Annotated in this window: 22 protein-coding genes; 6 read left to right on the forward strand and 16 right to left on the reverse strand. The window is 71.2% G+C overall.

Features of this window, described 5'->3' with window-relative positions; genetic code table 11:
- Positions 1–21 precede the first annotated feature (21 nt).
- From LQ938_RS00665 to LQ938_RS00700, 8 genes are all read right to left on the reverse strand, one after another.
- Positions 22–522 carry a thiamine pyrophosphate-binding protein gene (locus tag LQ938_RS00665; RefSeq protein ID WP_223722140.1) on the reverse strand — a complete coding sequence of 167 codons (501 nt, stop codon included), beginning with the start codon at positions 520–522 and terminating at the stop codon, positions 22–24.
- Positions 512–1,924 (reverse strand): NtaA/DmoA family FMN-dependent monooxygenase, encoded by a 1,413-nt coding sequence (locus LQ938_RS00670; RefSeq protein ID WP_223722141.1) that lies wholly within the window; start codon positions 1,922–1,924, stop codon positions 512–514. Before LQ938_RS00670 ends, LQ938_RS00665 begins: the two co-directional genes overlap by 11 nt.
- Positions 1,921–3,426, reverse strand: a complete 1,506-nt coding sequence (locus tag LQ938_RS00675; RefSeq protein WP_223722142.1) for an aldehyde dehydrogenase family protein — start codon at positions 3,424–3,426, stop codon at positions 1,921–1,923. The genes LQ938_RS00670 and LQ938_RS00675 overlap by 4 nt, the downstream gene beginning before the upstream one ends.
- A 30-nt stretch (positions 3,427–3,456) precedes the next feature.
- Positions 3,457–4,830, reverse strand: coding sequence for an amidohydrolase family protein (locus LQ938_RS00680; RefSeq protein ID WP_223722143.1), 1,374 nt, complete (start codon positions 4,828–4,830; stop codon positions 3,457–3,459).
- 75 nt (positions 4,831–4,905) lie between these two features.
- Positions 4,906–5,970: an ABC transporter substrate-binding protein gene (locus LQ938_RS00685; RefSeq protein ID WP_223722144.1), complete on the reverse strand. Its 1,065-nt coding sequence runs from the start codon at positions 5,968–5,970 to the stop codon at positions 4,906–4,908.
- Positions 5,971–6,120: 150 nt separating this feature from the next.
- Positions 6,121–6,756: a helix-turn-helix domain-containing protein gene (locus LQ938_RS00690; RefSeq protein WP_223722145.1), complete on the reverse strand. Its 636-nt coding sequence runs from the start codon at positions 6,754–6,756 to the stop codon at positions 6,121–6,123.
- A gap of 485 nt (positions 6,757–7,241) precedes the next feature.
- Complete coding sequence (locus LQ938_RS00695; protein ID WP_223722146.1) at positions 7,242–10,208, reverse strand: molybdopterin-dependent oxidoreductase; 2,967 nt, start codon at positions 10,206–10,208, stop codon at positions 7,242–7,244.
- Complete coding sequence (locus tag LQ938_RS00700) at positions 10,205–11,044, reverse strand: FAD binding domain-containing protein (protein WP_223722147.1); 840 nt, start codon at positions 11,042–11,044, stop codon at positions 10,205–10,207. Before LQ938_RS00700 ends, LQ938_RS00695 begins: the two co-directional genes overlap by 4 nt.
- 172 nt (positions 11,045–11,216) lie before the next feature.
- Here LQ938_RS00700 and LQ938_RS00705 point away from each other — a divergent pair, with 172 nt between their 5' ends.
- Positions 11,217–12,194, forward strand: a complete 978-nt coding sequence (locus tag LQ938_RS00705; RefSeq protein ID WP_223722542.1) for a zinc-binding dehydrogenase — start codon at positions 11,217–11,219, stop codon at positions 12,192–12,194.
- 358 nt (positions 12,195–12,552) lie between these two features.
- On the opposite strand, the gene LQ938_RS00710 is transcribed toward LQ938_RS00705, so the two are convergent.
- Positions 12,553–13,320 carry a nucleoside phosphorylase gene (locus tag LQ938_RS00710; RefSeq protein ID WP_223722148.1) on the reverse strand — a complete coding sequence of 256 codons (768 nt, stop codon included), beginning with the start codon at positions 13,318–13,320 and terminating at the stop codon, positions 12,553–12,555.
- A gap of 574 nt (positions 13,321–13,894) precedes the next feature.
- On the reverse strand, positions 13,895–15,205 hold the full coding sequence (locus tag LQ938_RS00715) for an XdhC family protein (RefSeq protein ID WP_223722149.1): 1,311 nt from the start codon (positions 15,203–15,205) through the stop codon (positions 13,895–13,897).
- Between the two features lie 50 nt (positions 15,206–15,255).
- Between LQ938_RS00715 and LQ938_RS00720 the strand changes: the two genes are divergently transcribed.
- The 4 genes from LQ938_RS00720 (at position 15,256) to LQ938_RS00735 (ending at position 19,506) form a co-directional block, all read left to right on the forward strand.
- Positions 15,256–16,095, forward strand: a complete 840-nt coding sequence (locus tag LQ938_RS00720; protein ID WP_223722150.1) for a nucleotidyltransferase family protein — start codon at positions 15,256–15,258, stop codon at positions 16,093–16,095.
- Positions 16,096–16,288: 193 nt separating this feature from the next.
- Entirely contained in the window at positions 16,289–17,827 is a 1,539-nt protein-coding gene (locus LQ938_RS00725; RefSeq protein WP_223722151.1) for an HNH endonuclease signature motif containing protein, read from the forward strand.
- 237 nt (positions 17,828–18,064) lie between these two features.
- Positions 18,065–18,433, forward strand: a complete 369-nt coding sequence (locus tag LQ938_RS00730; RefSeq protein WP_223722152.1) for an antibiotic biosynthesis monooxygenase family protein — start codon at positions 18,065–18,067, stop codon at positions 18,431–18,433.
- Between the two features lie 2 nt (positions 18,434–18,435).
- Complete coding sequence (locus LQ938_RS00735; protein ID WP_223722153.1) at positions 18,436–19,506, forward strand: hypothetical protein; 1,071 nt, start codon at positions 18,436–18,438, stop codon at positions 19,504–19,506.
- Between the two features lie 16 nt (positions 19,507–19,522).
- On the opposite strand, the gene LQ938_RS00740 is transcribed toward LQ938_RS00735, so the two are convergent.
- The 6 genes from LQ938_RS00740 to aztB all read right to left on the reverse strand — a co-directional run bounded on the left by LQ938_RS00740 (position 19,523) and on the right by aztB (position 25,614).
- Complete coding sequence (locus tag LQ938_RS00740; RefSeq protein WP_223722154.1) at positions 19,523–20,434, reverse strand: 2-hydroxyacid dehydrogenase; 912 nt, start codon at positions 20,432–20,434, stop codon at positions 19,523–19,525.
- A gap of 9 nt (positions 20,435–20,443) precedes the next feature.
- Entirely contained in the window at positions 20,444–20,995 is a 552-nt protein-coding gene (locus LQ938_RS00745; protein WP_223722155.1) for a hypothetical protein, read from the reverse strand.
- A 376-nt stretch (positions 20,996–21,371) separates the two neighbouring features.
- The gene (gene aztD / locus LQ938_RS00750) at positions 21,372–22,577 is read right to left on the reverse strand and encodes a zinc metallochaperone AztD (protein ID WP_223722156.1); all 1,206 of its coding nucleotides are present in this window, start codon (positions 22,575–22,577) and stop codon (positions 21,372–21,374) included.
- A 57-nt stretch (positions 22,578–22,634) separates the two neighbouring features.
- Complete coding sequence (gene aztC, locus LQ938_RS00755) at positions 22,635–23,561, reverse strand: zinc ABC transporter substrate-binding protein AztC (RefSeq protein ID WP_223722157.1); 927 nt, start codon at positions 23,559–23,561, stop codon at positions 22,635–22,637.
- Complete coding sequence (locus LQ938_RS00760) at positions 23,558–24,769, reverse strand: ABC transporter (protein WP_223722158.1); 1,212 nt, start codon at positions 24,767–24,769, stop codon at positions 23,558–23,560. Before LQ938_RS00760 ends, aztC begins: the two co-directional genes overlap by 4 nt.
- Positions 24,748–25,614 carry a zinc ABC transporter permease AztB gene (gene aztB / locus LQ938_RS00765; RefSeq protein ID WP_223722159.1) on the reverse strand — a complete coding sequence of 289 codons (867 nt, stop codon included), beginning with the start codon at positions 25,612–25,614 and terminating at the stop codon, positions 24,748–24,750. Before aztB ends, LQ938_RS00760 begins: the two co-directional genes overlap by 22 nt.
- 55 nt (positions 25,615–25,669) lie before the next feature.
- On the opposite strand from aztB, the gene LQ938_RS00770 reads away from it, so the two are divergent.
- Complete coding sequence (locus LQ938_RS00770; protein WP_223722160.1) at positions 25,670–26,332, forward strand: metal ABC transporter ATP-binding protein; 663 nt, start codon at positions 25,670–25,672, stop codon at positions 26,330–26,332.
- The last annotated feature ends 14 nt before the right edge of the window (positions 26,333–26,346 follow it).

A 26,346-nucleotide genomic window follows, 5' to 3' on the forward strand; every position in this document is an offset into this window, starting at 1 on the left:
GCGTGCGGGGTGCGTGGATGTTCATCGGACCAGACCTCCGCCGAGGACGATGGCCGCGTGGTGGTACGAGGCGTAGGCGGTCTCGTAGGCGTCGACCACGGCCTGCTCGATCTCGTCGACCTCGCGGACGATCCGGTACGGCGTGCGGAGCGTCTGCAGGAGCGGCTCCATCGTGATCCCGTGCGGGATCGCCCACCAGTTGTTCTCGCCGAGCTCGCCCCGGTAGCTCATGATCATGACGACCGGGATGCCGGCGCCGAACCCCATCCGGGCGAGGTGCTCGGTGGCGGCGCGGAGGCCGGAGTTCTCCATCACGAGCACGGCACGTTTGCCGGAGAGGAACACGCCGCCGGCGATCGCGGCACCTTCGCCCTCGTTCGTGACGGGGATGGTGCGGATGTCGGCATCCGCATCCAGCGCCGGATAGAGCTCCTTCAGGAGCGAATCCGGCAGGTAGGTGGCGACGCTGACCCCGGCCCGTTTCAGGCCCCGGATCACCGCCTCGACGGCGTCAGCTCTCATCGGCATCTCTCTCTGTGTGCGTGGGGATGATCGGGTCGTCGGCCGCGCGGGCGGCGAGGCGGTGGGCGCGGTGCGTGGGAGCGAGCCGCGGGGAGCCCGAGAACCGCTCGCGGAGGGTCTGGCCCTCGGGGCGGCCCACCCGACCGCGCTCCGCGAGGATCGGCACGACCAGCTCGATGAACGCGCGATACGCCCCCGGCCCACCGAATGTCGGCTCCAGCATGATGCCGTCGATGCCCGAGCCGTCGACGATCGCTTCGATCTCATCGGCGACCTCCTCGGGGGAGCCGGTGATCTGGAACCCACGGATCGCCTTCGTGCGGAACTGGTCGAGGATCTCGCCCACCCGCATGTCGGGGTTCTGCCGCGCATATCGCTGCACGAGCGTCTGGCCGAGGTCGGTCTTCAGGTCGACGACCCGCGACTCGGGGTCGAGTCCGGTGAGGTCGAGCCCCGTGATGCCGGCGAACATGACGGCCGCGTCGTCCAGGCCCAGCAGCGCCTCGTACTCCGCGCGCAGCGCCTCGGCCTCGGCGCGGGTCGGGGCGACCGTCACCGTCAGGCCGGTGACCACGGCGACGTCCTCCGGATGGCGTCCGCCCTGCACGGCCTGCTCCCGGATGTCGCGAACGTGCGCGGCCGCCGATGCGATGGTCTGGCCCTGGATGAAGACGGCCTCCGCGTTCCGCGCGGCGTAGGCCCGGCCGCGATCGGACGTGCCCGCCTGGAACAGCACGGGGGTGCGCTGCGGGGTGGGGGGCACCGCGAAGATCCCGCGCGAGCGCTGGTGCGCGTCGGCCACCTCGACCCGGTGCAGTTTCGCCGGGTCGGCGAACACGCCGCGGTCGCGGTCGCGCACCTCGGCGTCGTCGTCCCAGCTGTGCTCCCAGTAGCGCAGGCACGTGTCGAGAAAGGAGTCGGCGGCGTCGTACTTCGCGTCGTGCGACAGCTGCTCCGTCACACCGAACAGCTCGTCGGTGGTCGACTGCGAGCTGCCCGTGACGACGTTCCAGCCGATGCGTCCGCCGGTCAACCGGTCGAGCGTGGCGAACCGGCGGGCGGTGCCGTACGGGCGCTCCACCGTGGTCGGCGACGTCACGACGAACCCGAGGGTCTCGGTCTCGCGGGCGAGCGCGGCGATCGCGAGCATCGGGTCGAGCGCGGGGAACTGGATGCCGTGCGCCGCGACCTCGTCGGGCATCCGCCCGTCCAGCGTCGCGTACCCGTAGGTGTCGGCGAAGAACAGGAAGTCGAACCCCGCGGCGTCGAGCTCTTTCGCGAGGTCGACCCAGTAATCGAGTCGGTCCCAGTCGTCTCCTCGGCCATCCGGATGCGTCCACGTCGGCATCCCGTTGGAGGGGTTCATCATCTCGAACACCCCGAGGCGGATTCGTTTGCTCACAGGACCATCACCACCGATTTCGTCTCCAGATAGTTCTCCAGCCCCTGCGGGCCGTTCTCGTAGCCCCAGCCCGACTCCTTATGGCCGCCCTTGGGCAGCTCGGGTCCGAGGAAGGAATGGCAGTTCACCCATACCGTGCCCGCCTGCAGTCGTGCGGCGATCCGGTGGCCGTTGCTGAGGCCCTCGGTCCAGACGCTGGCGGCGAGGCCGTAGTCGCTGTCGTTCGCCCAGCCGACGACCTCGTCGAGGTCATCGAAGGGTGTGACGACGGCGACCGGGCCGAAGATCTCTTCGCGCATGAGGCGCATGTCGGCGGTGACGTCGGTGAGGACGGTCGGGGTGAAGAACGTGCCGGCCGCGCCGTCGCGCTCGCCGCCGGTTACGACGGTCACCCCTTCGGCCACGCCCTCGTCGACGAACGCGGCGACGCGTTCGGCCTGCGCGGCGCTGACCAGCGGGCCGAGGTCGGTCGCGGCGCCCAGGCCGTGCCCGAGACGCAGCCTGCGCCCGGCGTCGGCCATGCCGCCGACGACCTCGTCGTACACGTCGCGGTGCGCGTAGATGCGGGCGCTCGCGACGCAGACCTGGCCACCGTTGTCGAAGATGCCGCGGGAGACGCCCTCGATAGCGGCCGGCAGATCCGCATCCGGCATGATGATCGACGGCGACTTGCCGCCGAGCTCGAGGGTGAGCCGGGCGAGGCGGGAGGATGCGGACTGCACGAGCCGCTTTCCGACGGCCGTCGACCCCGTGAACGCGATCTTCGCGACGCCGCGGTGCTCGACGAGCGCCTGACCTGCCTCCGCGCCGAACCCGGTGAGGATGTTGACGACGCCAGCCGGAACACCCGCTTCCTGCAGCAGGCGCCCGAGGTAGAGGGCCGTGAGCGAGGTGTTCTCGGCCGGTTTCAGCACGATCGTGCACCCGGCGGCGAGAGCGGGTGCGAGCTTCATCGCCGTCATGATCATGGGCGAGTTCCACGGCACGATCGCCGCGACCACACCGACCGGTTCGCGGCGCGTGTACGCGAACACCTCCTTGCCCTCGGGCGTGCGCGAGAGCGAGGTCGGGATCGTCTCGCCGAGGATCTTGGTCGGCCACCCCGCGTAGTACCGGAACTGGTTGATGGCGGCGGGGATCTCACCGAACCGCGAGGTGCGCAGGCTCTTGCCCTGGTCGAGCGTCTCGAGCTCGGCGAGGGCGTCGAGGTGCTCCTCCATGACGTCGGCGATCCGCCAGAGCAGACGCGAGCGGTCGGCGGGCCGCATCGCGGACCATGCCGGCAGAGCCTCGGATGCGGCGGCGACGGCGCGGTCGGCGTCGGTCGCGTCACCGCGGGCGATGCGCGCGAGCTCTTCGCCGGTCGCCGGGTCGAGCGTCGCGAAATCGGCCCCGCTCGCGGCGGCGATCCAGCGCCCGCCGATGAGCAGGCGTCCGGGATCGTCGTCGAGGAAGCGCTGGGCGCGTTCACCGAGCGGTGCGCGATCGAGGTCGATCGTCATGGTGTGGGCCTCTCGTGAGGGTGGGGATGATCAGTGGGGGAAGAGCCCGGTGAGTTCGTCCTGCGCGGCGATCCAGTCGGCGCGCCGGGCGAAGAGGCCGGGAACGAGGTGGCGGACGCGGGCGATCAGCTCCTGCAGATCGGCGCCCACGAGCTGCCCGTCCCGCACGACGATCGAACCCGCCACGACCGTCATGTCGACGTCGGAGCCGCGCACCGCGTGGACGAGGTTGTGGTGGATGTTGGCGTGGCCGCCCTCCGGCAGCAGCGGTGTCATCCGGGGGGTGTCGGTGCGGACGGCGACGAAGTCGGCCTTCCGCCCCACCGTGATCGCGCCGAGTTCATCGCCGCGACCGATCGCCGCCGCCCCGCCCCGGGTCGCCATGTGCAGAACCTGCCACGAATCCATCGCGGCCGCATCCATCGTCCGGAGCTTGCCGAGCAGCGACGCGACCTTCATCTCCTCGAACATGTCGAGGTTGTTGTTCTCCTTCTCGCCGTCGGTGCCGAGCCCCACGGCGACGCCCGCCGCGAGCATCTCGGCGATCGGGGCCATCCCGCTGGCGAGCTTCATGTTCGAGACCGGGTTGTGCGAGACGCCCACGCCGCGCGCGGCGATCAGGTCGATCTCGTCCTGATCGAGCCACACCGCGTGCGCGATCATCGCGCGCGGAACGTCGAAGAAGCCGAGCCGCTCGAGCGCGACCATCGGCCGCGCGCCGTGCCGGTCGCGGAAGTCGGCGATCTCGATCTCGGACTCGCTGCAGTGTGTGTACAGGCCGGTGCCGTACTCACGCGCCATGCCGATCGCCCGCTGCTGGCCGGCCGCATCCGCGTAGAACGGATGCTCGAGCCCCACCCACGGCATGATGCGACCGCCGGCGGCGCCCGTCCACTCCCGCAGCATGCGCTCGTTGTCGTCGAGCGTGTCGAAGTAGTCGAACTCGGGGTGCTCGCCGACGTAGTTGACGCTGACGAGTCGGTTTCCGAGGGCGGATGCGGCGCGCGCCGCGCCATCCATGAACCGCCACATGTCGACCACCGTGGTCGTTCCCGACAGGAGTCCCTCCGCGTAGCAGAGCCACGCGGCGGCCTCGGCCTCGTCGGGACGCAGCACCCGGTGCATCGGGTCGATGTGGATGCGGAGCCACTCCCAGACGGGCAGGTGCTCGGCCGTGCCGCGCAGCATCCCGGAATGGTGGTGGGCGTTGATCAGTCCCGGCATCAGGACCCGGTTCGGCAGGTCGACGTGCTCGGCCTCGGGATGGCGCGCGAGCAGGTCGGCGCGCGGGCCGATGTCGGTGATCGTGTCGCCGATGACGAGCACGGCGGTTTCGGTGAGCACCGTGCGGGCGTCGTCCATCGTGACGAGGATGTCGGGGGTGAACAGCTGGGTGTGACTCATGGTGCCTCGGGGGAGTTGCGGTGGTGCGGGCGGATCCGCTGTGCGCACGGCCGAGCGGATCCGCCGTGCGGGGGATCAGCTCTGTGCGGTGAGGAGGTCGGGGTTCTCGTCGTAGAGCTCGGTCAGCAGGCTGAGGTCGAACAGGTCCGTGACGTCCAGGTCGTAGCCGGCGGCGGCGAGGCTCTGGATCGTCTGCTGCTGCAGGTCGTCCGAGATGGTGAAGAGGCCGTTCTCGGCGGTCTCGGCGGAGGTCACGAGCAGTTCGGCCTGCGCCGTCGCGCTCGCGAGGGACCCCTCGAGCGTGAGTCCGAGGTCGGCGCCGTACTGGTCGACAGCCAGGGTCGCGCCCTCGGACGGGTCGGCGACCGCATCCTGCCATCCGAGGATCTCCGCGTGCAGGAAGTCCTTCAGGGCGTCGCGGTGCGCGGCGATGGTCTCGTCGGTCGCCGTCACGACGTGACCGACGAAGGGCAGGTTGTTGTCGGCGAAGAGCAGGTCGGTGACGGGCGTGCCCGAGAGCTCGATCGTGGTGGACTGGCTCGTCACGAACGCGATCATGCCGTCGACCTCGCCGGTCGTGAGCGGAGCCGGGTCGTACTGGATCGGCACGATGTCGACGTCGGCCTGGTCGATGTCGTTCGCCGCGAGGAACGCGTTGAAGACGGCGCGGTTGGAATCCTGCACGCCGATCTTCTTGCCGACCATCTGCTCGGGCGTGGTGATGTTCGCGCCCTCGGTCAGGGAGGCGATCGTGAAGGGATTCTTCTGGAACGTCGCACCGATGACCTTGAGGGGGGCCGACTCGTTCGCGACCGCAGCGCCCACCGACAGGGCGTCGGTCAGCGACACGTCGGCGGTGCCGCTGAGGAGCTCGGCGATTCCGCTGGAGGGACCGGGGATCAGGTTCACCGCGGAGAACCCGGCGTCTGCGAAGTAGCCCTCGTGCTCGGCGATGAACTCGCCCGACCACTCCTCGTTGAGGATCCAGGCGAGCTGCACGTTGAGTTCGCCGTTGCCGGCGTCGGTTGCCGCGTCGCTCGCGGGGGTCGCGGAGCTCGTACCGGCGCAGGCGCTCAGGGCGAGGACTCCCGCGGCGAGGATGACGGCCGCGCGGATGCGGGTGAAGGATCGGGATGCCATGACGATTCTCTCTGGTGCGCCGGGTGCGGCCGGTGCCGGTCGCGCTCGAGGGGCGCGTCAGAGTGATCGTATGGAGTAATCATTGATTGCACATGGCAATCACGTTTCGGCGGTGTTACTCCTCGCTGAAGATGACCGGGTCTGGCGCGATCAGCCGCCGAACGCGTACGAGAGCAGCATCCGCGCGCGTCCTTCGCCGTGCACCGACCACCGGTTGCGGATGGCGCCGGGGTGCGCGATCGCGTCGCCGGCGGCGAGAGTCCACGTGCCGTGGCCCTCGATGTCGACGTTGATGGCCCCCTCGATCACGTAGACCGTGAGCTCGCCGTCGGACTGGAACCAGTCGCCCATGTACTGACCGGGCTCGACGATGTACTCCTGCACGGTCGCGTGGCGCGCGGTGCCCGAGGAGAGCACGCGGGTCGTGGCGGAATCCGGGTTGTCGGCGATCGGCACCCAGACGCCCTCATCGTGTCGCGAGACGTGCACGAGCTCGGGTTCTTCGAGCGTGGGCAAGAGCGCCGAAGGCGACAGCTCGAGGGCCTTCGCGAGTCGGTACAGCGTGACCAGCGAGGGCATGGTCTGCCCGCTCTCGATCTGGCTGAGGAACGGCTGGCTGATGTCGGATGCGGTCGCGAGCGCGCGCATCGACAGCTTCTTCGCGGCGCGTGCCTCACGGATGGCCCGGCCGAGCGAGACGCCGATCTGGGCTTCGCCCGTCGCGGCGGATGCGGTCGCGGCGTCGGAGGGCGCGGCGGATGCGGTCGCGGCGTCGGAGGGAGTCACGCGCCCACCCTAATCCTGGCCGGCGCAGCCCCCGCACTCACGTGTCGCAATCCGCCCGCCCCGGCGGCAGTTTGCGCCACGTGAGCGGGTGTCTTGTGGGCGGGTGTCTTGTGGCTCACGTGTCGCGATCGGTCGTGTCGCGTGGCGGTTTGCGCCACGTGAGCGTCGGACCACCCGGCTCACGTGTCGCGATCGGTCGTGTCGCGCGGCAGTTTGCGCCACGTGAGCGGGGTGTCTTGTGGGCGGGTGTCGCACTCCGCCCACGTCGACGGCCGAGCGCGCCGCGTGCTCACGTGTCGCAATCGGCCCACCCCGGCGGCAGTTTGCGCAACGTGAGCGTCGGACCACCCGGCTCACGTGTCGCAATCGGTCGTGTCACGCGGCAGTTTGCGCCACGTGAGCGGGCGTCGGCGGAGCGGGCGTCGGCGGAGCGTCCTCAGCCCGGCGGGGCGCCCTCAGCCGGAGGGCGCGCTCAGCGGGCGCGCTCAGCCCTGCGTGAGGCGCCAGACGCGCTGCCGGGTGAACGGCTGCACGAAGGGCCGGGTGCCGAGCGCTCGCGCGATCGCGTTGCCGATCGCCGGGGCGACCGGGTTGTAAGGCGACTCGCTCATCGACTTCGCGCCGAAGGGGCCGACGTCATCGCTCGTCTCGGCGAAATAGACCTCGGTCTCGGGCACGTCGGCGAACTGCGGCACCCGGTACGTGCGGAACACGGGGTTCACGACCCGCCCCTCCGGATCGATGAGCACCTCCTCGTACAGGGCGCTGCCGATGCCCTGCGCTGCACCGCCCTCGACCTGTCCGCGACACTGCGCGGGGTTCATGACGAAACCCGCATCCGCCGACTGGATCGACTGCAGGATCCGCACGGTGCCGGTCGTCGGGTCGACCGCGACGCGGGCGGCGTGCACGTTGAAAGCGAGCGAACGGAGGTCGCCGAGTTCGCTGCCGTCCGCCACCAGTGCGTCACCCTCGCGCTCGTCCGCGGGGGCCGCCGCGACGATCTCCGCGAACGCGACCGTGCGGGCCGGGGTCTCGACGCCGTCGGGGCCGACGACGGCATCGGCCGCATCCGTCTCCGTGAGGGCGGCCGCGACGGTCCGCATCCGCCCCTCGAGGGCCAGGCATGCGGCGTGCAGCGCCTTGCCCGCGACCGTGATTCCGGCCGACGCGAAGGCGCCGGTGTCGTGCGCCACGGCGTCGGTGTCGGCGTTCCAGAGCTCGAGCCGCTCGTGCGGCACGCGGAACACGGATGCGGCGATCTGCCGGTGCACCGTCGTCGTGCCGTTGCCGAACTCGGCCGTGCCGACCCGCAACAGGTAGGTGCCGTCGGGGCGGAGCGCGGCCGAGGTCTGCGCGATGTGACCTCGGGGAGCCATCGTCGCGATCATCGAGGCCGCCATCCCCTCGCCCACGAGCCATCCGTCGGGCGCGTCCACACCGTTTCCGCGGCGGAGCGCGGCCTCGGTCAGGTCGAGGCACTGGTCGAGCCCGTAACTGCCCCAGACCAGGTCTTCTTCGTACTTATCGGCGTCGGGATGCAGCGGGTCGCCCTCGCGCACCATGTTGATGCGGCGCAGCTCGAACGGGTCGATCCCGAGCTTGTCGGACAGCATGTCCATCGCGGACTCGACGCCGAGGATCACCTGCCCGAGGCCGTAGCCGCGGAACGCGCCCGAGGGCACGTTGTTCGTGTACACGGCCTCCGCGTCGAGTCGTCGGGTCGGGGCGCGGTAGATCGTCGTCGACTCGGCGAGCGAGTGGAACATCACGCCGATCGCGTGGTTGCCGTACGCGCCGGTGTCGCTGAGAAGATCGACGCTGAGCGCGGTGAGGCGCCCGTCGGCGGTCGCGCCGAGGTCGACGGCGACGCGCATCGGATGGCGCACCGACGCCCGATGGAACTGCTCGGTGCGCGAGAACTCGTACGCGACGGGGCGTCCGGTGCGCAGCACCGCGAGGGCGACCAGGTCTTCCGTGAAGATCTCCTGCTTGCCGCCGAACCCGCCGCCCACGCGCGCCGCGTGCACCCGGACCCGGTCGCGGTCGAGCTCGAGGACGCGACTCAGCTCGTCGCGGGTCAGGAACGGCACCTGGGTCGAGGAACGGATCACCAGGCGGCCGTCGTCGTCGAGCCAGCCCACGGCGCCGTGCGTCTCGAGCTGCGCGTGCGTGACGCGCGAGGTCTGCCACGTGCCCGAGACGGTGACCGCGCTCGCCGCGAGCGCCGCATCGACGTCGCCGTGGGTCTCGTGCATCGCCGCGACGACGTTGCGCGACGCGTCGGTGACGCGGTCTTCGGGCGTGCGGTCCGGATGCAGCAGCGGCGCGCCGGGGCGGCGGGACGCATCCGGATCGAACACCGCCGGAAGCACGTCGTAGGTCACCCGGATCGCCCGGCAGGCGGCGTCGGCGGCTGCGGCGTTCTCGGCGATCACGGCGGCGACGCGCTGGCCCACGAAGCGGACCGTGTCGTCGAGGATGCGGGTGTCGTCGGGATCGTCCTCGCGGTGCTCGTGGCGCCCGGTGGAGAACCGCGTGGCGGGAGCGTCATGGTGCGTGAGGATGACGACGACCCCGGGGATCGCGTCGGCCGCGGACGTATCGATCGCGGTAATGCGCGCGTGCGCGTGCGGTGAGCCGAGCACCCGCAGCACGAGCGCGCCGGGCACGGGCTCGTCGAAGGTGAACGGCTCCGTGCCCTGCACGACCCGCCGGCCCGCCGCAGGGCGGGCTGAGGTACCCACGCCCTGCCCGCCGGGCGCGTGTGCGGGTGCGGGTGCGGATGCTGGCGCTGCGGGTGCGGACGCCTGTGCTGCGGATGCTGGCGCTGGCGCTGCGGCCGTGGGTGCTGCCGAGACCGTGTCCCACTTTTCGCGGTGCGTGTCCCCATTTTTGCCGCTATCCGGGTCGGAAAGCGGCAAAAAGTGGGACATGCTGGGGTCCGACAGGCTGGGGTCCGACAGGCTGGGGTCCGACGCGCGGGGGCCCGACACGGCGCGGCCGGTCTCGCGCACCGGGCCGAGCACCGACTCGCGGATCGCGGCGCGGATGGGGCGGTACCCCGTGCAGCGGCACAGGTTTCCCTTCATCCGGCGGTCGAGGTCGTCGAGGTCGTCGGCGCAGAGGGTCGAGGCGGTGACGCTCATGCCCGGCGTGCAGAAGCCGCACTGGAACCCGAAGTTCTCCACGATCGCCTCTTGCACCGGATGCAGCTCGTCACCCGGAGCGAGCCCGGATGCGGTGACGATCGACGCGCCCTCCATGCGGACGGCGGGGATGATGCACGAGTGCACCGGTTCGCCGTCGAGGATCACCGAGCATGCGCCGCAGTCGCCGGCGTCGCAGCCCTTCTTCACCTCGGTGTGGCCGTGCTCGCGCAGCAGCGTGCGCAGGCACTGGCCGGGTGCCGGATCGGCCTCGACGGGCTCCCCGTTGACCTCGAACCTCATGCCGCGTCCTCCTCGAGACTGCGCCGGATGCGTTCCGCCAGCTCGGCGCTCACGGCGCGCCGCCAGTCGGCCTCGCCCAGCGGATCCGTGTAGTAGCCGTCGGCGGCGAGGACGGATGCGGCGAGCGTCGCCGCATCCGGAATCCCCTCGAACCGCAGCACGGTCGGGGTCAACGTCGCCGCCGTGACGACGAAGGTCGTGGAGTCGTCCTCGTCGTGGCGACCGGTCACGACTGCGCCGGACCGGCCGAGCTCGGCGAGGGCGATCTTCCGCAGCAGCGCGCGCGAGCGGAGAGCGGGGGCGGGGATCTCGATCGCGCGCAGCACCTCGCCGCGGGCGAGGACGTTCGTGCCGTTGCCCGAGGGGAGGCTCGCCACGGGCATGCGCCGTTCGCCGCCGTCGGGCGTCCAGATCACGGCCACGCCGTCGAGCGCCACGGTGAACGAGAGAAGCGACCCGGCCGAGAACGTCTGGCACAGGTTGCCGCCGACGGTCGCGGTGTTCCAGATCTTGAACGAGGCCAGGAGGGCGTTCGCCGCATCCGGGATCATGCCGATGGCGTGCCAGTCGGGCGGCGGCGACGGCAGGTCGCTCGCGCGGCCTTCGGCCCAGGCGAGCAGGCGTGCGATCGTGCAGGTCGCGCCGATGCGGAGGCCGTGCTCGTCGATCTCGAGGTCGGCCCAGCCCATGGTGGTGAGATCCACGAAACCCGTCGTATCGGGTTGCGGCTCACTCATCAGCCAGGTGCCGCCGGCGATGTAGCGCTCGCCCGGCGTCAACGCCAGATCGCCGCGCGTGCGTGCGGCGCGGAAGCTCGTGATGGTGGTGATGTCCACGGCTCTGCCTCGGGATGTTGGTCACATGAACAGGGTGCGTTCAGTGAACCAGGCACGGATTTCGCCTGTGTTTCCTCAGCGTATGCGCGCTGTCGGCGAACGGGCCGCGCCCGCGACAATCCGGCGGGCGTAGGCTCGATCGGTGAGCAACAACTCGGAGAACTCGACCACTATGCGCGCCGTCATGCACGACGCTTTCGGCAACCCCGCCGACGTCCTGCACGTCGCGGAGACCCCGCTGCCCGAGCCCGGCCCCGGCGCCGTGCGCGTGCGCGTGCTGCTGTCTCCCATCCACAACCACGACCTCTGGACCGTGCGCGGAACCTACGGCTACAAGCCCGACCTTCCCGCCCGCGCCGGCACCGAAGCGCTCGGTGTCGTGGATGCGGTCGGTGCGGGCGTCGACACCCTGCAGCCCGGCCAGCGCGTCGTCACCGGCGGCACGTTCGGCGTCTGGGCCGAGTACTTCGTCGCGCCCGCGGCGGGCCTCATCCCGGTGCCGGACGGCATCGACGACGCCGCCGCGTCGCAACTCGTCTCGATGCCGTTCAGTGCGCTCAGCCTGATCGAGTTCCTCGATCTCGAGCCCGGCGACTGGATCGCGCAGAACACCGCGAACGGTGCCGTCGGTCGGCTGGTCGCGCAGCTCGCGGTCGCGCGCGGCCTCAACGTGCTGGGGCTCGTCCGTCGTGACGCGGGTGTGGCAGAGCTCGCAGGTCTCGGCATCGGCAACGTCGTCTCGACCGAGTCCGACGACTGGCGCGAGCGGGCGGCGGCGATCACCCAGGGCGCGCCCATTCGCGCGGGTGTCGACTCCGTCGGCGGGTCCGCCAGCGGCGAAGTGCTGTCGCTTCTCGCTGAGAACGGCACGCTCGTCGCGTTCGGTGCGATGTCGTCTCCGATTATGGAGATCGCCTCGGGCGACGTCATCTTCAAGCAGGCCACCGTCAAGGGATTCTGGGGCAGCAAGGTGAGCTCGTCGATGGAGCCGGCTCGCCGCGCCGCGCTCCTCGGTGAACTCGTCACCCGGGTCGCCGACGGCACGATCACCCTGCCGGTCGCCGCCACGTACTCGTTCGATCAGATCGCGGATGCCGCGAACGCCAACGGCGAAGCCGGTCGCGTGGGCAAGGTGCTGCTGCGCCCCTGACGCGCACCGGTGTTCGGTCGGATGCGGAGCTTCGGCGCCGCATCCGACCGTCATTTTTGGCCGCAGTCCATGAACGCATCGTGAGAGTGTTCTCACGATTGCCCTGTCCGCCATTTGGTGGACAGGAGTGGTGTTACGTTAGCTTCCGTTCCGAACGAGTACTGGGGGTACTGGAACGGGACAACTGGGGGGTTGACCGGGGGAAATGGTCGCGCATGGGGACGCAGACCAACTTTTTTCTGGGGGTTCCCTCGCGATGCGGGGACTCGAGCCCGCATCGCGAGGGAACCAAGAACCCCGCCATCCGGGGTCGCCGACAGGGTCGTCCGACTTCCGCGCAGACGACCCGCGTGAGCGTCTACAGCTCCAGGTCGACAGCCGTCTCGAGCGCCGCCTCGATCGACCGCATCCACCCGTCCTTCAGGGCCGTGTTCTTCTCGTCGTAGAGCGACGATCCGTCGACGAGGTTGCTGGAGCACGCGCACACCATGCCGGCGCGCAGGCCGCGCATCCGGGCGACGATGTAGAGGGCGGATGCCTCCATCTCGACGTTGAGGATCCCCATACGCTGCAGCTGGTCGATCCACTCGGGGGTTTCGGCGTAGAAGGCGTCGTCGCTCACGCTGATGCCGGTGTGCGACCGCGTGCCGGCCGCATCCGCCAGCCGCGCGGAGTGTCCCGCGAGCGCGAGCGTGAGGCCCAGGTCGGGCACGGCCGGGAAACCCTTCGGCAGATACGCGTCGGTCGTGCCGTCGTTGCGGAAGCTGCCCTCGCTCACGAGCAGGTCGCCCGGCTCGATTCCGGGCTGCACGGCGGCCGAACTGCCGACGCGGATGAAGCTCGTGACTCCGACGCGGGCCAGCTCCTCCACCGCGATCGCGGTCGACGGGCACCCCATGCCGGTGGACGTCGCGGTGATGTGGCGACCCTTGTAGTAGCCCGTCATCGTGCGGTGCTCGCGGTTGTGCGCGACCTCGCGGACGTCGGTCAGGAACTCGGCGACGAGCGGAACGCGGAACGGATCGCCGGGCAGCAGGGCGACGGATGAGACCTCGCCCGGCGCGATGCCGATATGGTACTGACGGGCCGTGAGGCCGGCCTGGGATTTGTCGACGGGTGCGGACATAGTCGCTCTCCTTGCGGGTCTGGACGATTCGGATTCGTCGCAGTCCCCGCCCTGACCCGTCGAGGTCATGGTGATAGGACACGCTTCGCCGGCGAGATTAGCACCGCCTATGTCCTGGGGGACGCGGGCGCGGTCGGGCGCGGTCGTGTGGCGCGGTGGGGCGGGGTCTCTGGCGCGGTCGGTGCAAGCTAACTCCTCCACATCGCGTCGGCTGCGGCGTGTGGGTGCGTCTCGGGGTGCATTTTGGAGGAGTTGTCCCGTCGGCTGCGGGGTGGTGTGGTGCGGTGGGTCGCGGTCGGGATCGTCTGGCGCGGTCGTCTGGCGCCGTCTGCGGAGGCTAAATCCTCCACATCGCGTCGGTCGCGGCATGCGGGCGGGCCCAGGGCGACTTTTGGAGGAGTTATCGCATCGGTTGCGGGGGTGCCGTGCTGCGAGCATCGGCCGGGGGTGCGGTTCCGCGAGCGCTGGCGCGGATGCTGTGGGCGCGGGCGCCGACGCGGATGCTGCGAACCGCCCCGGCTCGACGCGCGCTGCGCTAGTGCGAGCCGCGCTGCCGTAGTGCGAGCCGCGCCCGCTAGGCGTGTACGACCGCGCAGGACGCGGAGCCGACGGCGGTGGCCGGGGCGCCGGGTGCAGCGGCGGAGCCGACGGTGGTGCTCGGCGCGTCCTGGGCGGTGGTCGATGACGCCGCGTCTAGCACCACGCCCTCGGGCGCCGCGGGGCGCCGGTGCAGCGGTCCGCGGAGTTCGCCGAGCGGACGACCCGAGCCGCCGTGCCGCGCGGCCACGATCTCGGCAATGGCGGCGACGGCGGTCTCATCCGGGGTGGCGCCGCCGAGGTCGAGGCCGAGCGGGGAATGGAGGCGGGCGATGTCCGCATCCGGAACTCCGGCGTCTCGCAGCAGGTCCGCGCGACGCGCGACCGTAGACCGGGCACCGAGCGCGCCGACGAAGCCGATCGGCAGTGCCAGCGCGGCCTGAAGCGCGGGGATGTCGAGGCGCACATCGTGGGTGAGGACGACGACCGCGGTGCGCTCATCGATGTCGTCGGGCCCGAGCGCGGCGAGGTACTCGTGCGGCATTCCGGTGTGCAGTTCGTGGGCGTCGGGGAAGCGTTCGGGGGTGACGAGCAACTCCCACACGTCGCACACGGTGACGGCGAACCCGGCGGACGTCGCGATCCGGCTGAGGGCGGCGGCGTGCTCGCCCGCGCCCATCAGCAGCAGGCGCGGACGCGGCGCCGAGACGACGACCAGGATCGGGGTGCCCGACGCGTCCACGGTGAGTTCGCTCTGGCCGCGGGTGCTCTGCGCCGAGGCGCGCGGGGCGGCAGTGTGCTGGCCGGAGGTGATCTGCACGGTGGGGTTCTGTGCGGGGGTGCTCTGCGGAGCACCGTCCGGAATGGCGGAGTTCTGGAGGGCGACGATCTCGCCGGCCCGGGGGCCTGCCGCGATGATCCCGACGCTGCTGCGACGGTCGGCGGCGGCGCGCTCGAGCGCGTCGATCGCGACGTGGTCGTCGGGGCGGAGCACGCTGATCACGGCGTCGATCGATCCGCCGCAGGCAAGTCCCGTCGCGAAGGCTTGATCGTCGCTGAAGCCGAAGCTGGCGGCAGTGCCGCTGCGAGTGTCGCCGCTGCGGGCGATGCCGCGGCGACCGCCCCGAGCGATGTCGTCGGACCCGGCGAGCGTGGCGAGCGAGAGCGCGACGGCGTCGGCTTCGACGCATCCGCCCGAGATCGAACCGATCACGCGGGCGTCCCGTGTGACGGCCATCGCCGAGCCGACGCCGCGGGGCGCGCTTCGGGCCACTCCGGTGACGGTCACGGTGGCGACGGTCTCTCCGGCACGCAGCAGCGGCAGCAGGTCGCGGGCGAGTTCGAGCATGCTCACACGCTAATCGCCCTGTGTTTCCTGCGCGCTACGCTGTGCGAACCATGCATCCGGCGCCCTCCGACACCCGTGTCGTCGGGTTGGTGCTGGCGGCCGGGGCGGGCTCGCGATTCGGCGGACCCAAGGGCCTCGCGCGCACCACCGAAGGCGAAGCGTGGGTGGCCCGCGCGGTGCGGACCCTGCGGGACGGCGGATGCGGAACGGTGCTCGTGGCGGTCGGCGCCGCCGCCGAGGAGGTCGCGGCGCTCGTGCCGCCGGACGCGACCGTCGTGCGGGCCGAGGATTGGGCGGTGGGGCTTTCCGCGTCGCTTCGCGCGGGCCTGCGGGCGGCGATTCCCGAGCCGGAGCGGGATGCGGAGTGGGAGCAGGCGGCCGAGTCGGAGCAGGCGGCCGAGCCGGAGCCGGCGGCCAAGCCGGAGGGGGCGGCGGAGCGAGAGCAAGCGACCGGGCCGGAGCGGGATGCGGAGCCGACGCCGAATGCGGCGCCGGAGCAGGCGGCGGAGCCGACGCCGGATGCGGAGCGAGAGCAGGCGGTGGACCGTCGCCGCGAGGCGGTGCCCGCCGAGCGGCGGGTGTCGTACCGCGGCCCGGACGCGGTGCTCGTCGTGACGGTGGATACCCCTGAGCTGCCCGCGTCGGCGGTCGCGCGGGTGATCCGAGCCGGCGGGCGGGGTGACGCTGGTCTGGGCCTCGAATCCGCGCTCGTGCAGGCGGCGTACGCCGGCCGTCCCGGTCACCCCGTGTTGATCGGTCGCGCGCACGTGCCCGCGGTCGTTGCCGCGCTCCGTGGCGATCGCGGCGCAGGCCCGTTCCTCGCTGCGCACGGAGCCGTTGCCGTCGAATGCAGTGACCTCTGGTCGGGCGCGGACGTCGATCGCCGCTGAGCGGGATGGTGCCGACGAGCGGTCGGTGTGCGCGGTCGGCGGCTGCGATGCCGGACGTCCGGTCGTCGTTGCCGGCCTCTCGAGTGCGGTCTCCCACTTGTCCTCCACAGGCCCGATATGTGGGGACTTATACACAGCTGACCGGGAATTTCTCCTGCAACCCGATGTCGGAGGCTCTCTGCAGAATGGAGTCATGGCCCTCACCGCTCTCGACCCGACCGACACGCACCTGGCTGCGCTCGTCCGACTGTCGAGCCATGCCGACGACGTCGCCGGCGCGCTGCTGGCGGACAACGGACCATCGGCGCTCGCCGATCCGGACCTCGTGCAGGCGCTCACGGTTGCCGGCGGCATCCTCCGGCGCGTCGAGTCGATGCTCGTCGAAGTGACGGGCGAGGCGTCGCGGCGCTCCGCCACCGCGGTGAGAGAGGCGCGGCTGACGACGCGGTGGGGGTGCCACGATGTCAGCGAGCTGGTTCAGCGCGCGACGCTCGTCGCCCCTGCGACGGCCGGTCGGTGGCAGCGTGCCGCACGATCCGTTGTTCGCGATGTTTCGCCGTCGACGGGCGAGTGGCTTCCCGCGCCGCTCCCGGCCACGCGAGAGGCGCTCCTCGAGGGGGTGATCGGTGTCGACGGCATCCTGGCGATCGCCGCGCCGCTCGCCGATCTCGACCGCCGGGTGTCCCGCGACGCGGTACTCGACGCGGATGCGGCGCTCGCCGCATCCGCCCGCGGGTGCGGTTCTGATTCGGCGCCGCCCGCCTCTGCCGATCTCCTGCGCTTGCAGGCGGCCGCGTGGTCGATGATGCTCGACCAAGACGGTGCGGAGCCGCGCGAGAGTCGGGCGCTTCGCCGCCGGGGCGTGAGCCTGGGTTCCCAGCGGGAGGGGCTCGTGCCCATCCGCGGGGAGCTACTGCCCGAGGTTGCCGCGCAGCTCCAGCGCATCTTCGACGCCCTGTGCTCGCCGCGCGCCGACGACTCTGCGGGTGGCGTGAGGTTTCGACCCGAGGGAGTGGATGCCGGCGATCCCGCCGGCGATCCGCTGGGCGAGCAGTCTGCCGGCGAGACGCGGGCCGACCAGTCCGCCGCCGAGATGCCGGGCGATGAGGTGTGGACGTCCGGCGTGCCGATCGATGACCGCCGGGCGCCGCAGAAGCGTCACGACGCGCTCGCCACCGCGCTGTTCGCGGCAGCGGCCAGCGGAGAACTGCCCACGGTCGGAGGAGCCGCGCCGACCCTGGTCGTCTCGGTGCGAGAAGACGACCTCGTGAGCGGCCGCGGGTGGGCGCACGCTGCCGGCACGGATGAGCCGCTGTCGATGGCGGCGGCTCGATGGGTGGCGTGCGCGGGAGTCCTGCAGCGTGTGGCGATGAACGGCGAAGGGCGCATTCTCCGACTCGGCACGGAGGAGCGGGTGTTCAACCGCCACCAGCGTCGGGCGATCGCGCTTCGCGACGGCGGATGCCTCACACCCGGATGCGGAGTACCCGCGGCCTGGTGCGAAGTTCATCACGTGACCGAGCACGCGCGGGGAGGGCCCACGCACACCGACAACGGGGTGTTGTTGTGCTGGTTTCATCATCGATTCCTCGATGCGAGCGGATGGGAGATCCGTATGAACCGCGGTGTTCCCGAGCTGCGGGCGCCCGGATGGATCGATGCGCAGCGCCGCTGGCGGCGCGTGACGTCTTCGAAGACCCGGCTGGCGGACCGGATCGTCCGGCGGACGTGAGCGGAGGGAGCGGATGTGAGCGGCCGGAGCGGTCGCGCACGGATGGTGCGGCGGAGCGGGCGGAGCGAACGCGCGCGGGTGGAGTGGGCGGAGCGAACAAGCCCGGGCGGAGCATGCGTGCGCGGGGCGAGGAGTGGGGTCCGCCACGTCGCAGTGAGCGGCATGCCGGAACGATGGCTGCCGGCGACGCGCTCATCCACCCTGCCCGGAAAGCTCGTGGGATGGCACGCTGGGTTCATGATCCTCGAGCACGCGATCCTGCCGGTGCGCGCCGGTGCCGCATCCGACTTCGAGGCGGCGTTCGCGGCGGCGCGCCCGCTCATCGCCGCGCAGCCCGGATTCCGGTCGCTGCGACTCTCGCGATCCGTCGAGACGCCGCAGCACTATCTGCTGCTCGTGGAGTGGGATTCCGTGGCGGCGCACACCGAGGGGTTCCGGGAGTCGGCGGCGTACGAGGAATGGAAAGGTCTCCTGCACCACTTCTACGAGCCGTTCCCGGTCGTCGAGCACTTCGTTCCGGTCGACGTCGATGGCGCGCGGGCAGAGTCGTCGTCCGGCGACACTGCCACCCCCGCGCACGCGGCGATCGCGCCCGAAGGAGTGTGACGATGAGCACGATCGACGACGAGCTCGCGGCGCTCCGGAGTCGCGCGTACGGGCCGGCAGCCGACATCTGGTCAGACCCGGCCGCGGTAGCGCGCTTGAAGGAACTGGAGGACGCCGCCCGCCAGGATGCGCTCCCCGGCACCCTGGAGATGCAGGAGCCGGCAGATGACCTCGAGGCGCTCTTCGGTGCGCCCGGATCGGCAACCGTTCCCTCCGGTACGCGCGAGCCCGTGGTGCCGCCGCGCCCGTCCCTCCCCGCACCCGTGTCCGTGCCGGTGCAGGCGTCCGCATCCGGGTCCGCGTCCGTGGGGTCTCCCTTCTCCGGCGCGATCAAGCACGCGGCTCTCGCCGAGCCGAGCTCCGCCGGTCCGAGCTCCGCCGATCCCGCCTTCAGCGACCCGACCGCGAGCAGCCGCCGTGCCGCCCGCGCTGCGATCCGCACGACTGACCGCGCGGACCCTGCAGCCGAGCTCGCCGAGCCGGCAGATTCCGCCGACCCCGCCGAGCAGGCCGAGCCGGCCACGGCCGAGCCGCCCCCCGCCCCCGCGCTGAGTCCTCGCACGCGATGGGCGTGGGTCGCCAGCCTCGTCGCGGCGGTCGTGATCACGGCGGGTCTGACGGCGTGGCTGTTCCCCTTCGGTGTTCGGGACAGCGCGCACGTAGACGCGCGGCTGTCGGCGCAGCCCGGAGGCGGTGACTCCGCGGTCACCCGACAGCTCGAGCAGTTCGGGACGCAACGCGACATGACCGCGGCCGACGCGATCTACTTCGGCGAGTACAAGGGGCTCGGGGTCTACGCCGTCGGGGACTGCCTCTATACGGCGATCACCTCCGACAACGACGGAGAGGGGCCGGGGCTGTTTTCCTCCGGATGCGGCGTCGGCCCGTTGCCGGCCACGATGGACGTGTTCCTTCCGGATGAGTCCTCGAACACCCAGTACTACGGAGGCACCTACCCCGCGCAGTTGGCGGAGGAATTTCCGGATGGCGGCATCATCCGCTTCACGCGCGACGGCGACAACGTCCTGGTGACGGAGGCGAAGAACCCGGCGCCGACCGGAGAGCCGAGCTGAACCCGAACGGTGCCGTTCAGCTGCGGAGGACGATGTTCTCGGGCTCTTCCCCGCGCAGCAGATGATCGATCTGGCGGCGAACGAGTCGCGCGATGCGCGGCTGCATGGCCGTCGTCGCCCCACCCACGTGCGGGGCGATGAGAACCCCCGGAAGCGTCCACAGCGGGTGGCCTTCGGGCAGCGGTTCGGGGTCGGTCACATCGAGTGCCGCACGGATGCGGCCGCGTCGCACGTGGTCCACGAGGGCGTCGGTGTCGATGAGCGGTCCGCGTCCGACGTTCACGATGAGCGCGCCGTCGGGGAGCGCAGCGAGTTCCGCATCCGAGATCACATGCCGGGTGCTGTCGGATCCGGGCAGCGCGAGGAAAAGGATCTCGGTGTCGGCGAGCACCGCGTGCAGATCGGCGAGGGCGGATACGGCGATGCCGTCCTCGACGCGCTCTCGGGAGGCGACCGCCCGAAGCTCCACCTCGAAGGGGGCGAGTCGCGCGGCGATCGCCTTACCGACGCCGCCGTATCCGAGCACGGTCACGCGGCGGTCGGCGAGGCTCTCGGCGAAGACGGGCGTCCACGTGCGGTCGCGCGCGAAGTCATCGAGGTGGCGCTGCACCGCGAGCGCGAGCCCGACGGCGAGTTCGGCGGTCGACGTCTCGTGCACGGTCGCGGCGTTCGCGAAGACGACACCGGCGGGCAGGTGCTCGGCGGCATCCTCGTACCCGATCGACTGACTCTGCACGAGCCGGGTGCGAACGCCCGAGAGGTGCTTCATCACGCTCCGCGCGCTCATATACGGCGGCACCACCAGGTCGATGTTGTCGCGCGGCGCGCTCTGCTGCATATCCCAGACGATCACCTCGACCCCGTTCGGCAGAGGTTCGAGATCGGCGGCGAGTTCGGGCGAGGGGACGGTCACGACGAGGGTGCTCACCCCTCGACGCTAACCCCGCGAGGCGAATCGCGGTGCCGATTGCGGTTCGGTAATCGTCTCACCGGGATCGCTGGCGCGAACGACGACCTGACCCCCTGTGTGGGTAAAACGGAGGACCGCGTTGTCGCCGTGACGTTCGCGCAGCCGCGCCCACCTCACCCCGCTCCCTTCGCCGATCGTGATCTCCGCGAACGCCTCGAAGTCGTCGGCCGTGCATCCGCCCTGAAAGAAGTTGTCGATCTTGACCATGACGCAGTTGCCCGTAGGCGTGTCGCCGGTGCCAGGTGCGTGACTGGTGACCACCGTGACGCCGAGGTAGTCCTCGAATCGCGTCACTTCGCCGTCGAAATCGTCGAGGTCCGGCGGAACTCCCAGTTCGCTCGCTTCAGACAGGGTCGCCACCACGGTGGGGTCGTACTGGAGGGCGGCAACGCTGATCGCCGCCCCAGCGACGCCCGCGATCAGCAGCGAGACGATCCAGGTCGCGATCGCACGGGGGCGTCGACGAGAAGCGGGTAAGACCGCGACGGATGCGGCGCTGCCGGCGGTCGCGCGCGTCAACGCATCCGCGCTCGCGTCCTCATCGGGGCGTCCCGAGTAAACTGGATGTGGTTCCGCTGTCGCACCCGGCGCGTGACCCTGACTCGTCGTCGGCTCGCCCGCGTCCGGGGCGACCACTGCCGAGTCACCTGCTGCCGACCTCCGGCGCGCGCGCCGTGTGGCCTCCAATTCTTGCAGGCGCGTCCGCGCGGCCGGGTCGTCGGCGATGTCCGGGTGGGGTCCATACGCGCGCTCGCGCAGCATCGCCAACTCATCATCCGGGGCGATGTTCACCCGCCCAGGATGTTCCACAATTATCGCCGCCCGCAACCCATCCCCGCCGCCCGCGCCTCGCCCCGCCGAGGCGGAGACGAGACGCGGGCGGCGGAACGCGGGCTCAGCCGGCGGCGACGGCGACCTCGTTCGGCTGCACGTCGAGCGTGGTCGTCGCGACGATCTCGCCGGTCGTGAGGTTCACGGCGTGCACCGCGTTCGCGGCGGGCTCGGTGACGTAGGCGATGTCGCCCGACACGACGATGGCCGGATGCGGATCCTGCCATTCGACCGGACCCTCCCAGGCGCCGATCACCGGGTACTCTGCGGTCAGGTCGCCGGTGGCCGGGTCGAGCACGTGGATCGCCCCGTCGGTGCCGAGGACGTAAGCGAGGTCGCCCGGGCCGCGGGCGATATCGCGGAAGGTGTATTCGACGCCCTCCGGCAGCGGCACGACGTCGAGGGTCTTCGCTTCCGTGTCGATCAGCGTGACGCGAGAGAGCAGGTAGCCCTCCGCATCCGGGTCGTCCTTGTAGTCGCCGACGACGAGCGGGCTCGTCTCGCTGACGTACGCGTTGCCCATGCGTCCGTAAGGCTGATCGGGTGACGCGAGCTTCGTGATCTCGCCGTCCCGGTAGATCAGTGCGCCGTTCTCGCAGCCGAACACGACGGCTTCGTTGGCGGCCGTGCCCTCGCCGTGCACGCCGGGGCAGTCGGCGCTGGTCGCGAGGACCCTGCCGTCCGCGCCCGTGACGGAGATCCCGGTGCGACCGTCGGCGTTTCCGACGGTCGTCAGAAAGGTGCCGTCCTCGAGCATGACCGAGACGCCGTGGTGCGCCTCGACGCCCGGCACCGTGGTGCTCGGCGGCAGCACGTCGTCGGCGTTCGCGAAATCGGACGTGTCGACGATCGTCGTGTCGCTCGTGCCGTCGGCGTACATGAGCGTCTTGCCGCCGTGACGCACGACGTGTCCGGGCGCCTCGGCGGCGAAGATCTGATCGGTGAACGACGGGGCGGATGCGGCCGCCGCGCCCGTATCGAGCACCTGGAACCCCTCGCTCATCGTCACGAGAACGTGACTGCCGTCGCCGGCGGCGCTCAGCCGGGTGAACTCCTCGGACGGCAGATCGGCGACGGTGTCGAGGCTCGCACCGTCGAGCACGAGGATGCCGCCGGCGTAGCTGATCGCGAGACGTTCGACGCCGGCCGACGCATCCGCCGATGCGCTGTCGGTGGAGGTGCCGGATGCGGGGGAGCACGCGGCGAGTGCCGCGACGGCCGTGAGGCTCAGCGCGATCAGGCCCGCGCGGGCCAGGGGGGTGCGATGCATGGAGGGTGTGCTTCTCTCTCTCGGGGTGGCACCGACCCGGTGGGCCGGTGGCCGGGCTCAGGGGGAGAGCCCGGTGGCGATGCGCTCGGTGTTGACGCGCATCATGGTCAGGTAGTCGGGTGCACCGCCGTCGGCGTCGGTCAGTGACTCGGTGAAGAGCTCGACGACGGAGATGTGCACATCGGCCTCCTCCGCGAGAGCGCGGACGAGGCGGTCGGGCGACGAGGATTCGGCGAACACGGTCGTGACGCCCGCGTCTTCCACGGCCGACACGAGATCGGCGAGGTCGGACGCACTCGGCGCCGCGAGCGTCCTGCCGCCGGGGATCACCGTGCCGACGATCCGGAACCCGAACCGATCGGCGAGGTAGCCGAACACGTGATGGTTCGTCACGAGCGCCCGCCGTTCCGGGGGGATCCCGGCGAACGCCGTGGTCATCTCCGCGTCCAGTGCGGTGAGCTCAGCGCGGTAGGTCGCGACGGCGGCGGCGACCGCATCCGCATCCATCCCGTCGATCGCGATGAGGCGCGGTTCGAGCGCGTCGACGACGGCGATCATGCGTGCCGGGTCGGTCCAGAAGTGCGGGTCGGGGGTGCCCGCCGCATCTCCCGACGCGTACGGGAGCACCTCGATCGCGTCGCCGGCGATGAATGACTCGACACCGGATGCGGCCGCGCCATCGAGGTGCTGCTGCAACCCCTCCTCAAGCCCGAGGCCGTTCGACACGACCAGATCCGCGCTCTGCAGCCGCGCCGCCTCCTGTGCGGAGATCTCGAACGAGTGCGGATCGGCGTTCGGCTTCATGAGCGTGACGACCTGCGCGTCATCGCCGACGAGCTCCGCCACGACGTCGCCCATGATGTTGGTCGAGACGACGATGAGGGGGCGATCGTCGGATGCGGACCCGGCCGCGCATCCGGTGAGAGCGATCACGGCGAGGGCCGCCAGGGCGCCCACACTCCGCAGCAATCGGGTCGTGCTCATCGTCCGGTCTCCACGAGGTGGACGGGGGCGGTCGGGGTCACGAACGTGCGCGCGATTCGCGCGGCGTCGGCGTAGTCGATCTCGTACAGCAGCCGTTCGACGGGGGCGTTCAGGTAGGCGCGATGGTCGTCGGCGATGAGACGCACACCGGATGCCGAACCCGCGGCGATCGTGTCGGCGACGAGCGGTTCGGTGGCGGCGAGGAGAGCGCCGGACGCCCCATCGATGACGAGCACGCGTCCGTCGGCGCCCAGCCCGAGAACGTGCTCGGCTGCGTCATCCACCGCGGTGACGGTCAGGAGCGGAGCCGGTGACGGCAGCACTCGCCACGAGCGTTCCCGGGTGTCGAGCAGCAGAATGCGTCCGGCGGCGTCGAGTCCCGCGACGGTCGGGCGACCCTCCCGGTTCGCGAAGCCCGTGACGGGACCCACTCCCTCGGGGTACGGGATGCGCTCGATGCGGACGGTGTCGGCCGTGACCGTCGCGAGCAGCGCGCCGTCTCGGCATCCGAGAACGGCGCCGACCCGCGTCGTGATCGTGCCGCGCGGGTCGACGCACGGCACGGTCGATTCGGCAACCGTGTCGCCGGTCGACTCGTGCACGGTCACCGCACCGGCTCCGTCGGTCACGAGCGCGAACGATCCGACGGGCACGACGTAACCCGCGTGCGGAGTCGTGTTCAGCCGGAACGACTCGACGATCTCGCCCTTCGACAGCGAGGCCGTGTCGAGGAGCACGGCGGCGCCGGTCTCGGCGAAGAACAGCCCGATTCCCCCGGTCGTCGACGAGTTCGTGGTCGCCACCGCGACGGCGCCCGCATCCGGGACGGTGCCGAGAATCCGCGGTTCTGCGCGGTAGTAGTGGAAGTGGTCGACGTGATCCCAGGTCCACACGCCGCTGTCGACGATGCGCACACCGTCGCCCGCGGCGAAGAGGTAGCGCCCGTCGCTGGCGGTCGTCGTGACCGAACCGATCCCGCCGATGTCGGTGGATTCTTCCGTCAGCAGGTCGAGGTGGGCGACCGCGCCGGTCGGGTCGACGGTCATCAGGTGCAGCTGCGGTTCGCTCATCTCGGCCGCCCCGCTGACAGCGCCGTGGGTGTCGGTGCCGTCGGTGGGCGCGTCGGGGGCGCTCGCCGGTCCGGCGCAGGCCGTGAGAGCGAGGAGCGCGGCGGCGATCGTCGGGATCAGGATCGGATGCGGACGCACGGGGTCCTTTCGAGAGCGGGGCGGGAGTGCAGGTGCCGCGCTGCGCCGCGGATCGTGCACGACAGGGCGGCGAAGGCGATGGCGACGGCGGCGACCCCGGCGCCCGCGGCGGTGCCGGCGTGCCACGACAGTGCGAGGCCGGTCGCGACGGCGGCGATGCCGAGAACGGCGGCGAGCAGCATCGTGGGCAGGATGCGGTGGGTCCACTGCCGCGCCGCGACGGCCGGGGCCAGCAGCAGGCCCACGACGAGAAGCGAACCGACCGCCTGGTAGGACGCGACGACGGCGAGGGTGACGAGGCCGACCAGCGCACCGTTGGCGATCGCTGGTCGGAGCCCGAGCACGTGGGCGACCCGCACATCGAACGCCGCGGCGACGAGCGCCCGGTGCGCGAGCGCGGCGACCCCGGTGCCGACGGCCGCCGCGGCGGCGAGGAGGGCGACGTCAGCCCAGGTGATGGCGAGGATGTCGCCGAACAGGATGGCGGTCGCGTCGGTGGCGAAACTGCCCGAATGCGAGATCACGATGACCCCGAGCGCCAGCATCGCCACGAAGAGCAGTCCGATGCTGGTGTCGTACGAGAGACGCCCACGGCGCTGCAGTGCGCCGATCCCCGCGCTCATGGCGACCGCGCTGAGCGCCGCGCCGACGAGTACCGGGAGCCCCCAGACCGTCGCGAGGGCGACGCCGGGCAGCATGCCGTGGGCGAGGGCCTCGCCGAGGAACGCCATGCCCCGGATGACGACCCAGGTGCCGACGACGCCGCACAGCACCGCGACGAGCGAGCCGCCGACGAGGGCGCGCTGCATGAAATCGACCTCGAGCGGGGCGAGCAAGGGGGGCATGGGAGTCGACCGTAACGTTAATGAGAATGGTTCTCAAATCGGTTAGGCTCGGATCATGCTGCTCGTCGACGACCTCATGTGCGCCGCCCGATTGGACGGCGTCACCGTGACGATCGGGGGCGTCAGGGTGCTGCATCCGCTCGATCTTCGCGTGCGTCGCGGGGTGCTCACCATGATCTCCGGACCGAACGGGGCCGGCAAGACAACGCTGCTCGAGACCCTCGCGGGCGTTCGAAGGCCGACGGCGGGCACGGTCGATCGCGCGGGTGTCGCCGCGTTCGTGCCGCAGCGCACGGCGATTCCCGACACGCTGCCGCTCACGGTCGGAGAGGTCGCCGCGATGGGGACGTGGGGGCGACGGGGCCGCGCCGCGCCCCGCGCCCTATCCCGGTCCGCTCGTCGGACGGCGATCGAGCGGGCGCTCGGTGCGCTCGATCTCGCCGCGCTGCGGAGGACTCCGTTCGCCGCGCTCTCGGGCGGGCAACGTCAGCGTGCGCTTCTCGCGCAGGCCCTCGCCCGCCGCGCCGACCTCGTTCTGCTCGACGAGCCGACGACGGGTCTCGACGACGAGAGCGCCACCCGCATCGAACGGGCGATGGATGCGGAGCTCGCCCGCGGCGCGACGGTCGTCTGCGTCAGCCACGACGCGGCGCTCCGTGCGCGCGCGCACGACACCGTCCGGATCGAGGACGGCCGCATTCTGCGCGCGGCGTTGTAGAACTGCAGGGTCCT

The sequence above is a fragment of the Microbacterium sp. cx-55 genome, assembly GCF_021117345.1.
GTDB lineage: Bacteria > Actinomycetota > Actinomycetes > Actinomycetales > Microbacteriaceae > Microbacterium.

Excerpts from the sequence above, each read along its gene's own strand:
- LQ938_RS00685 (WP_223722144.1), bottom strand. The coding sequence starts at position 5,970 with ATGGCATCCCGATCCTTCACCCGCATCCGCGCGGCCGTCATCCTCGCC.
- LQ938_RS00720 (WP_223722150.1), top strand. The coding sequence starts at position 15,256 with ATGCATCCGGCGCCCTCCGACACCCGTGTCGTCGGGTTGGTGCTGGCG.
- LQ938_RS00665 (WP_223722140.1), bottom strand. The coding sequence starts at position 522 with ATGAGAGCTGACGCCGTCGAGGCGGTGATCCGGGGCCTGAAACGGGCC.
- LQ938_RS00725 (WP_223722151.1), top strand. The coding sequence starts at position 16,289 with ATGGCCCTCACCGCTCTCGACCCGACCGACACGCACCTGGCTGCGCTC.
- LQ938_RS00770 (WP_223722160.1), top strand. The coding sequence starts at position 25,670 with ATGCTGCTCGTCGACGACCTCATGTGCGCCGCCCGATTGGACGGCGTC.
- aztB (WP_223722159.1), bottom strand. The coding sequence starts at position 25,614 with ATGCCCCCCTTGCTCGCCCCGCTCGAGGTCGATTTCATGCAGCGCGCC.
- LQ938_RS00735 (WP_223722153.1), top strand. The coding sequence starts at position 18,436 with ATGAGCACGATCGACGACGAGCTCGCGGCGCTCCGGAGTCGCGCGTAC.
- LQ938_RS00715 (WP_223722149.1), bottom strand. The coding sequence starts at position 15,205 with ATGCTCGAACTCGCCCGCGACCTGCTGCCGCTGCTGCGTGCCGGAGAG.
- aztD (WP_223722156.1), bottom strand. The coding sequence starts at position 22,577 with ATGCATCGCACCCCCCTGGCCCGCGCGGGCCTGATCGCGCTGAGCCTC.
- LQ938_RS00730 (WP_223722152.1), top strand. The coding sequence starts at position 18,065 with ATGATCCTCGAGCACGCGATCCTGCCGGTGCGCGCCGGTGCCGCATCC.
- LQ938_RS00710 (WP_223722148.1), bottom strand. The coding sequence starts at position 13,320 with ATGTCCGCACCCGTCGACAAATCCCAGGCCGGCCTCACGGCCCGTCAG.
- LQ938_RS00695 (WP_223722146.1), bottom strand. The coding sequence starts at position 10,208 with ATGAGGTTCGAGGTCAACGGGGAGCCCGTCGAGGCCGATCCGGCACCC.
- LQ938_RS00675 (WP_223722142.1), bottom strand. The coding sequence starts at position 3,426 with ATGACGATCGACCTCGATCGCGCACCGCTCGGTGAACGCGCCCAGCGC.
- LQ938_RS00680 (WP_223722143.1), bottom strand. The coding sequence starts at position 4,830 with ATGAGTCACACCCAGCTGTTCACCCCCGACATCCTCGTCACGATGGAC.
- aztC (WP_223722157.1), bottom strand. The coding sequence starts at position 23,561 with ATGAGCACGACCCGATTGCTGCGGAGTGTGGGCGCCCTGGCGGCCCTC.
- LQ938_RS00705 (WP_223722542.1), top strand. The coding sequence starts at position 11,217 with ATGCGCGCCGTCATGCACGACGCTTTCGGCAACCCCGCCGACGTCCTG.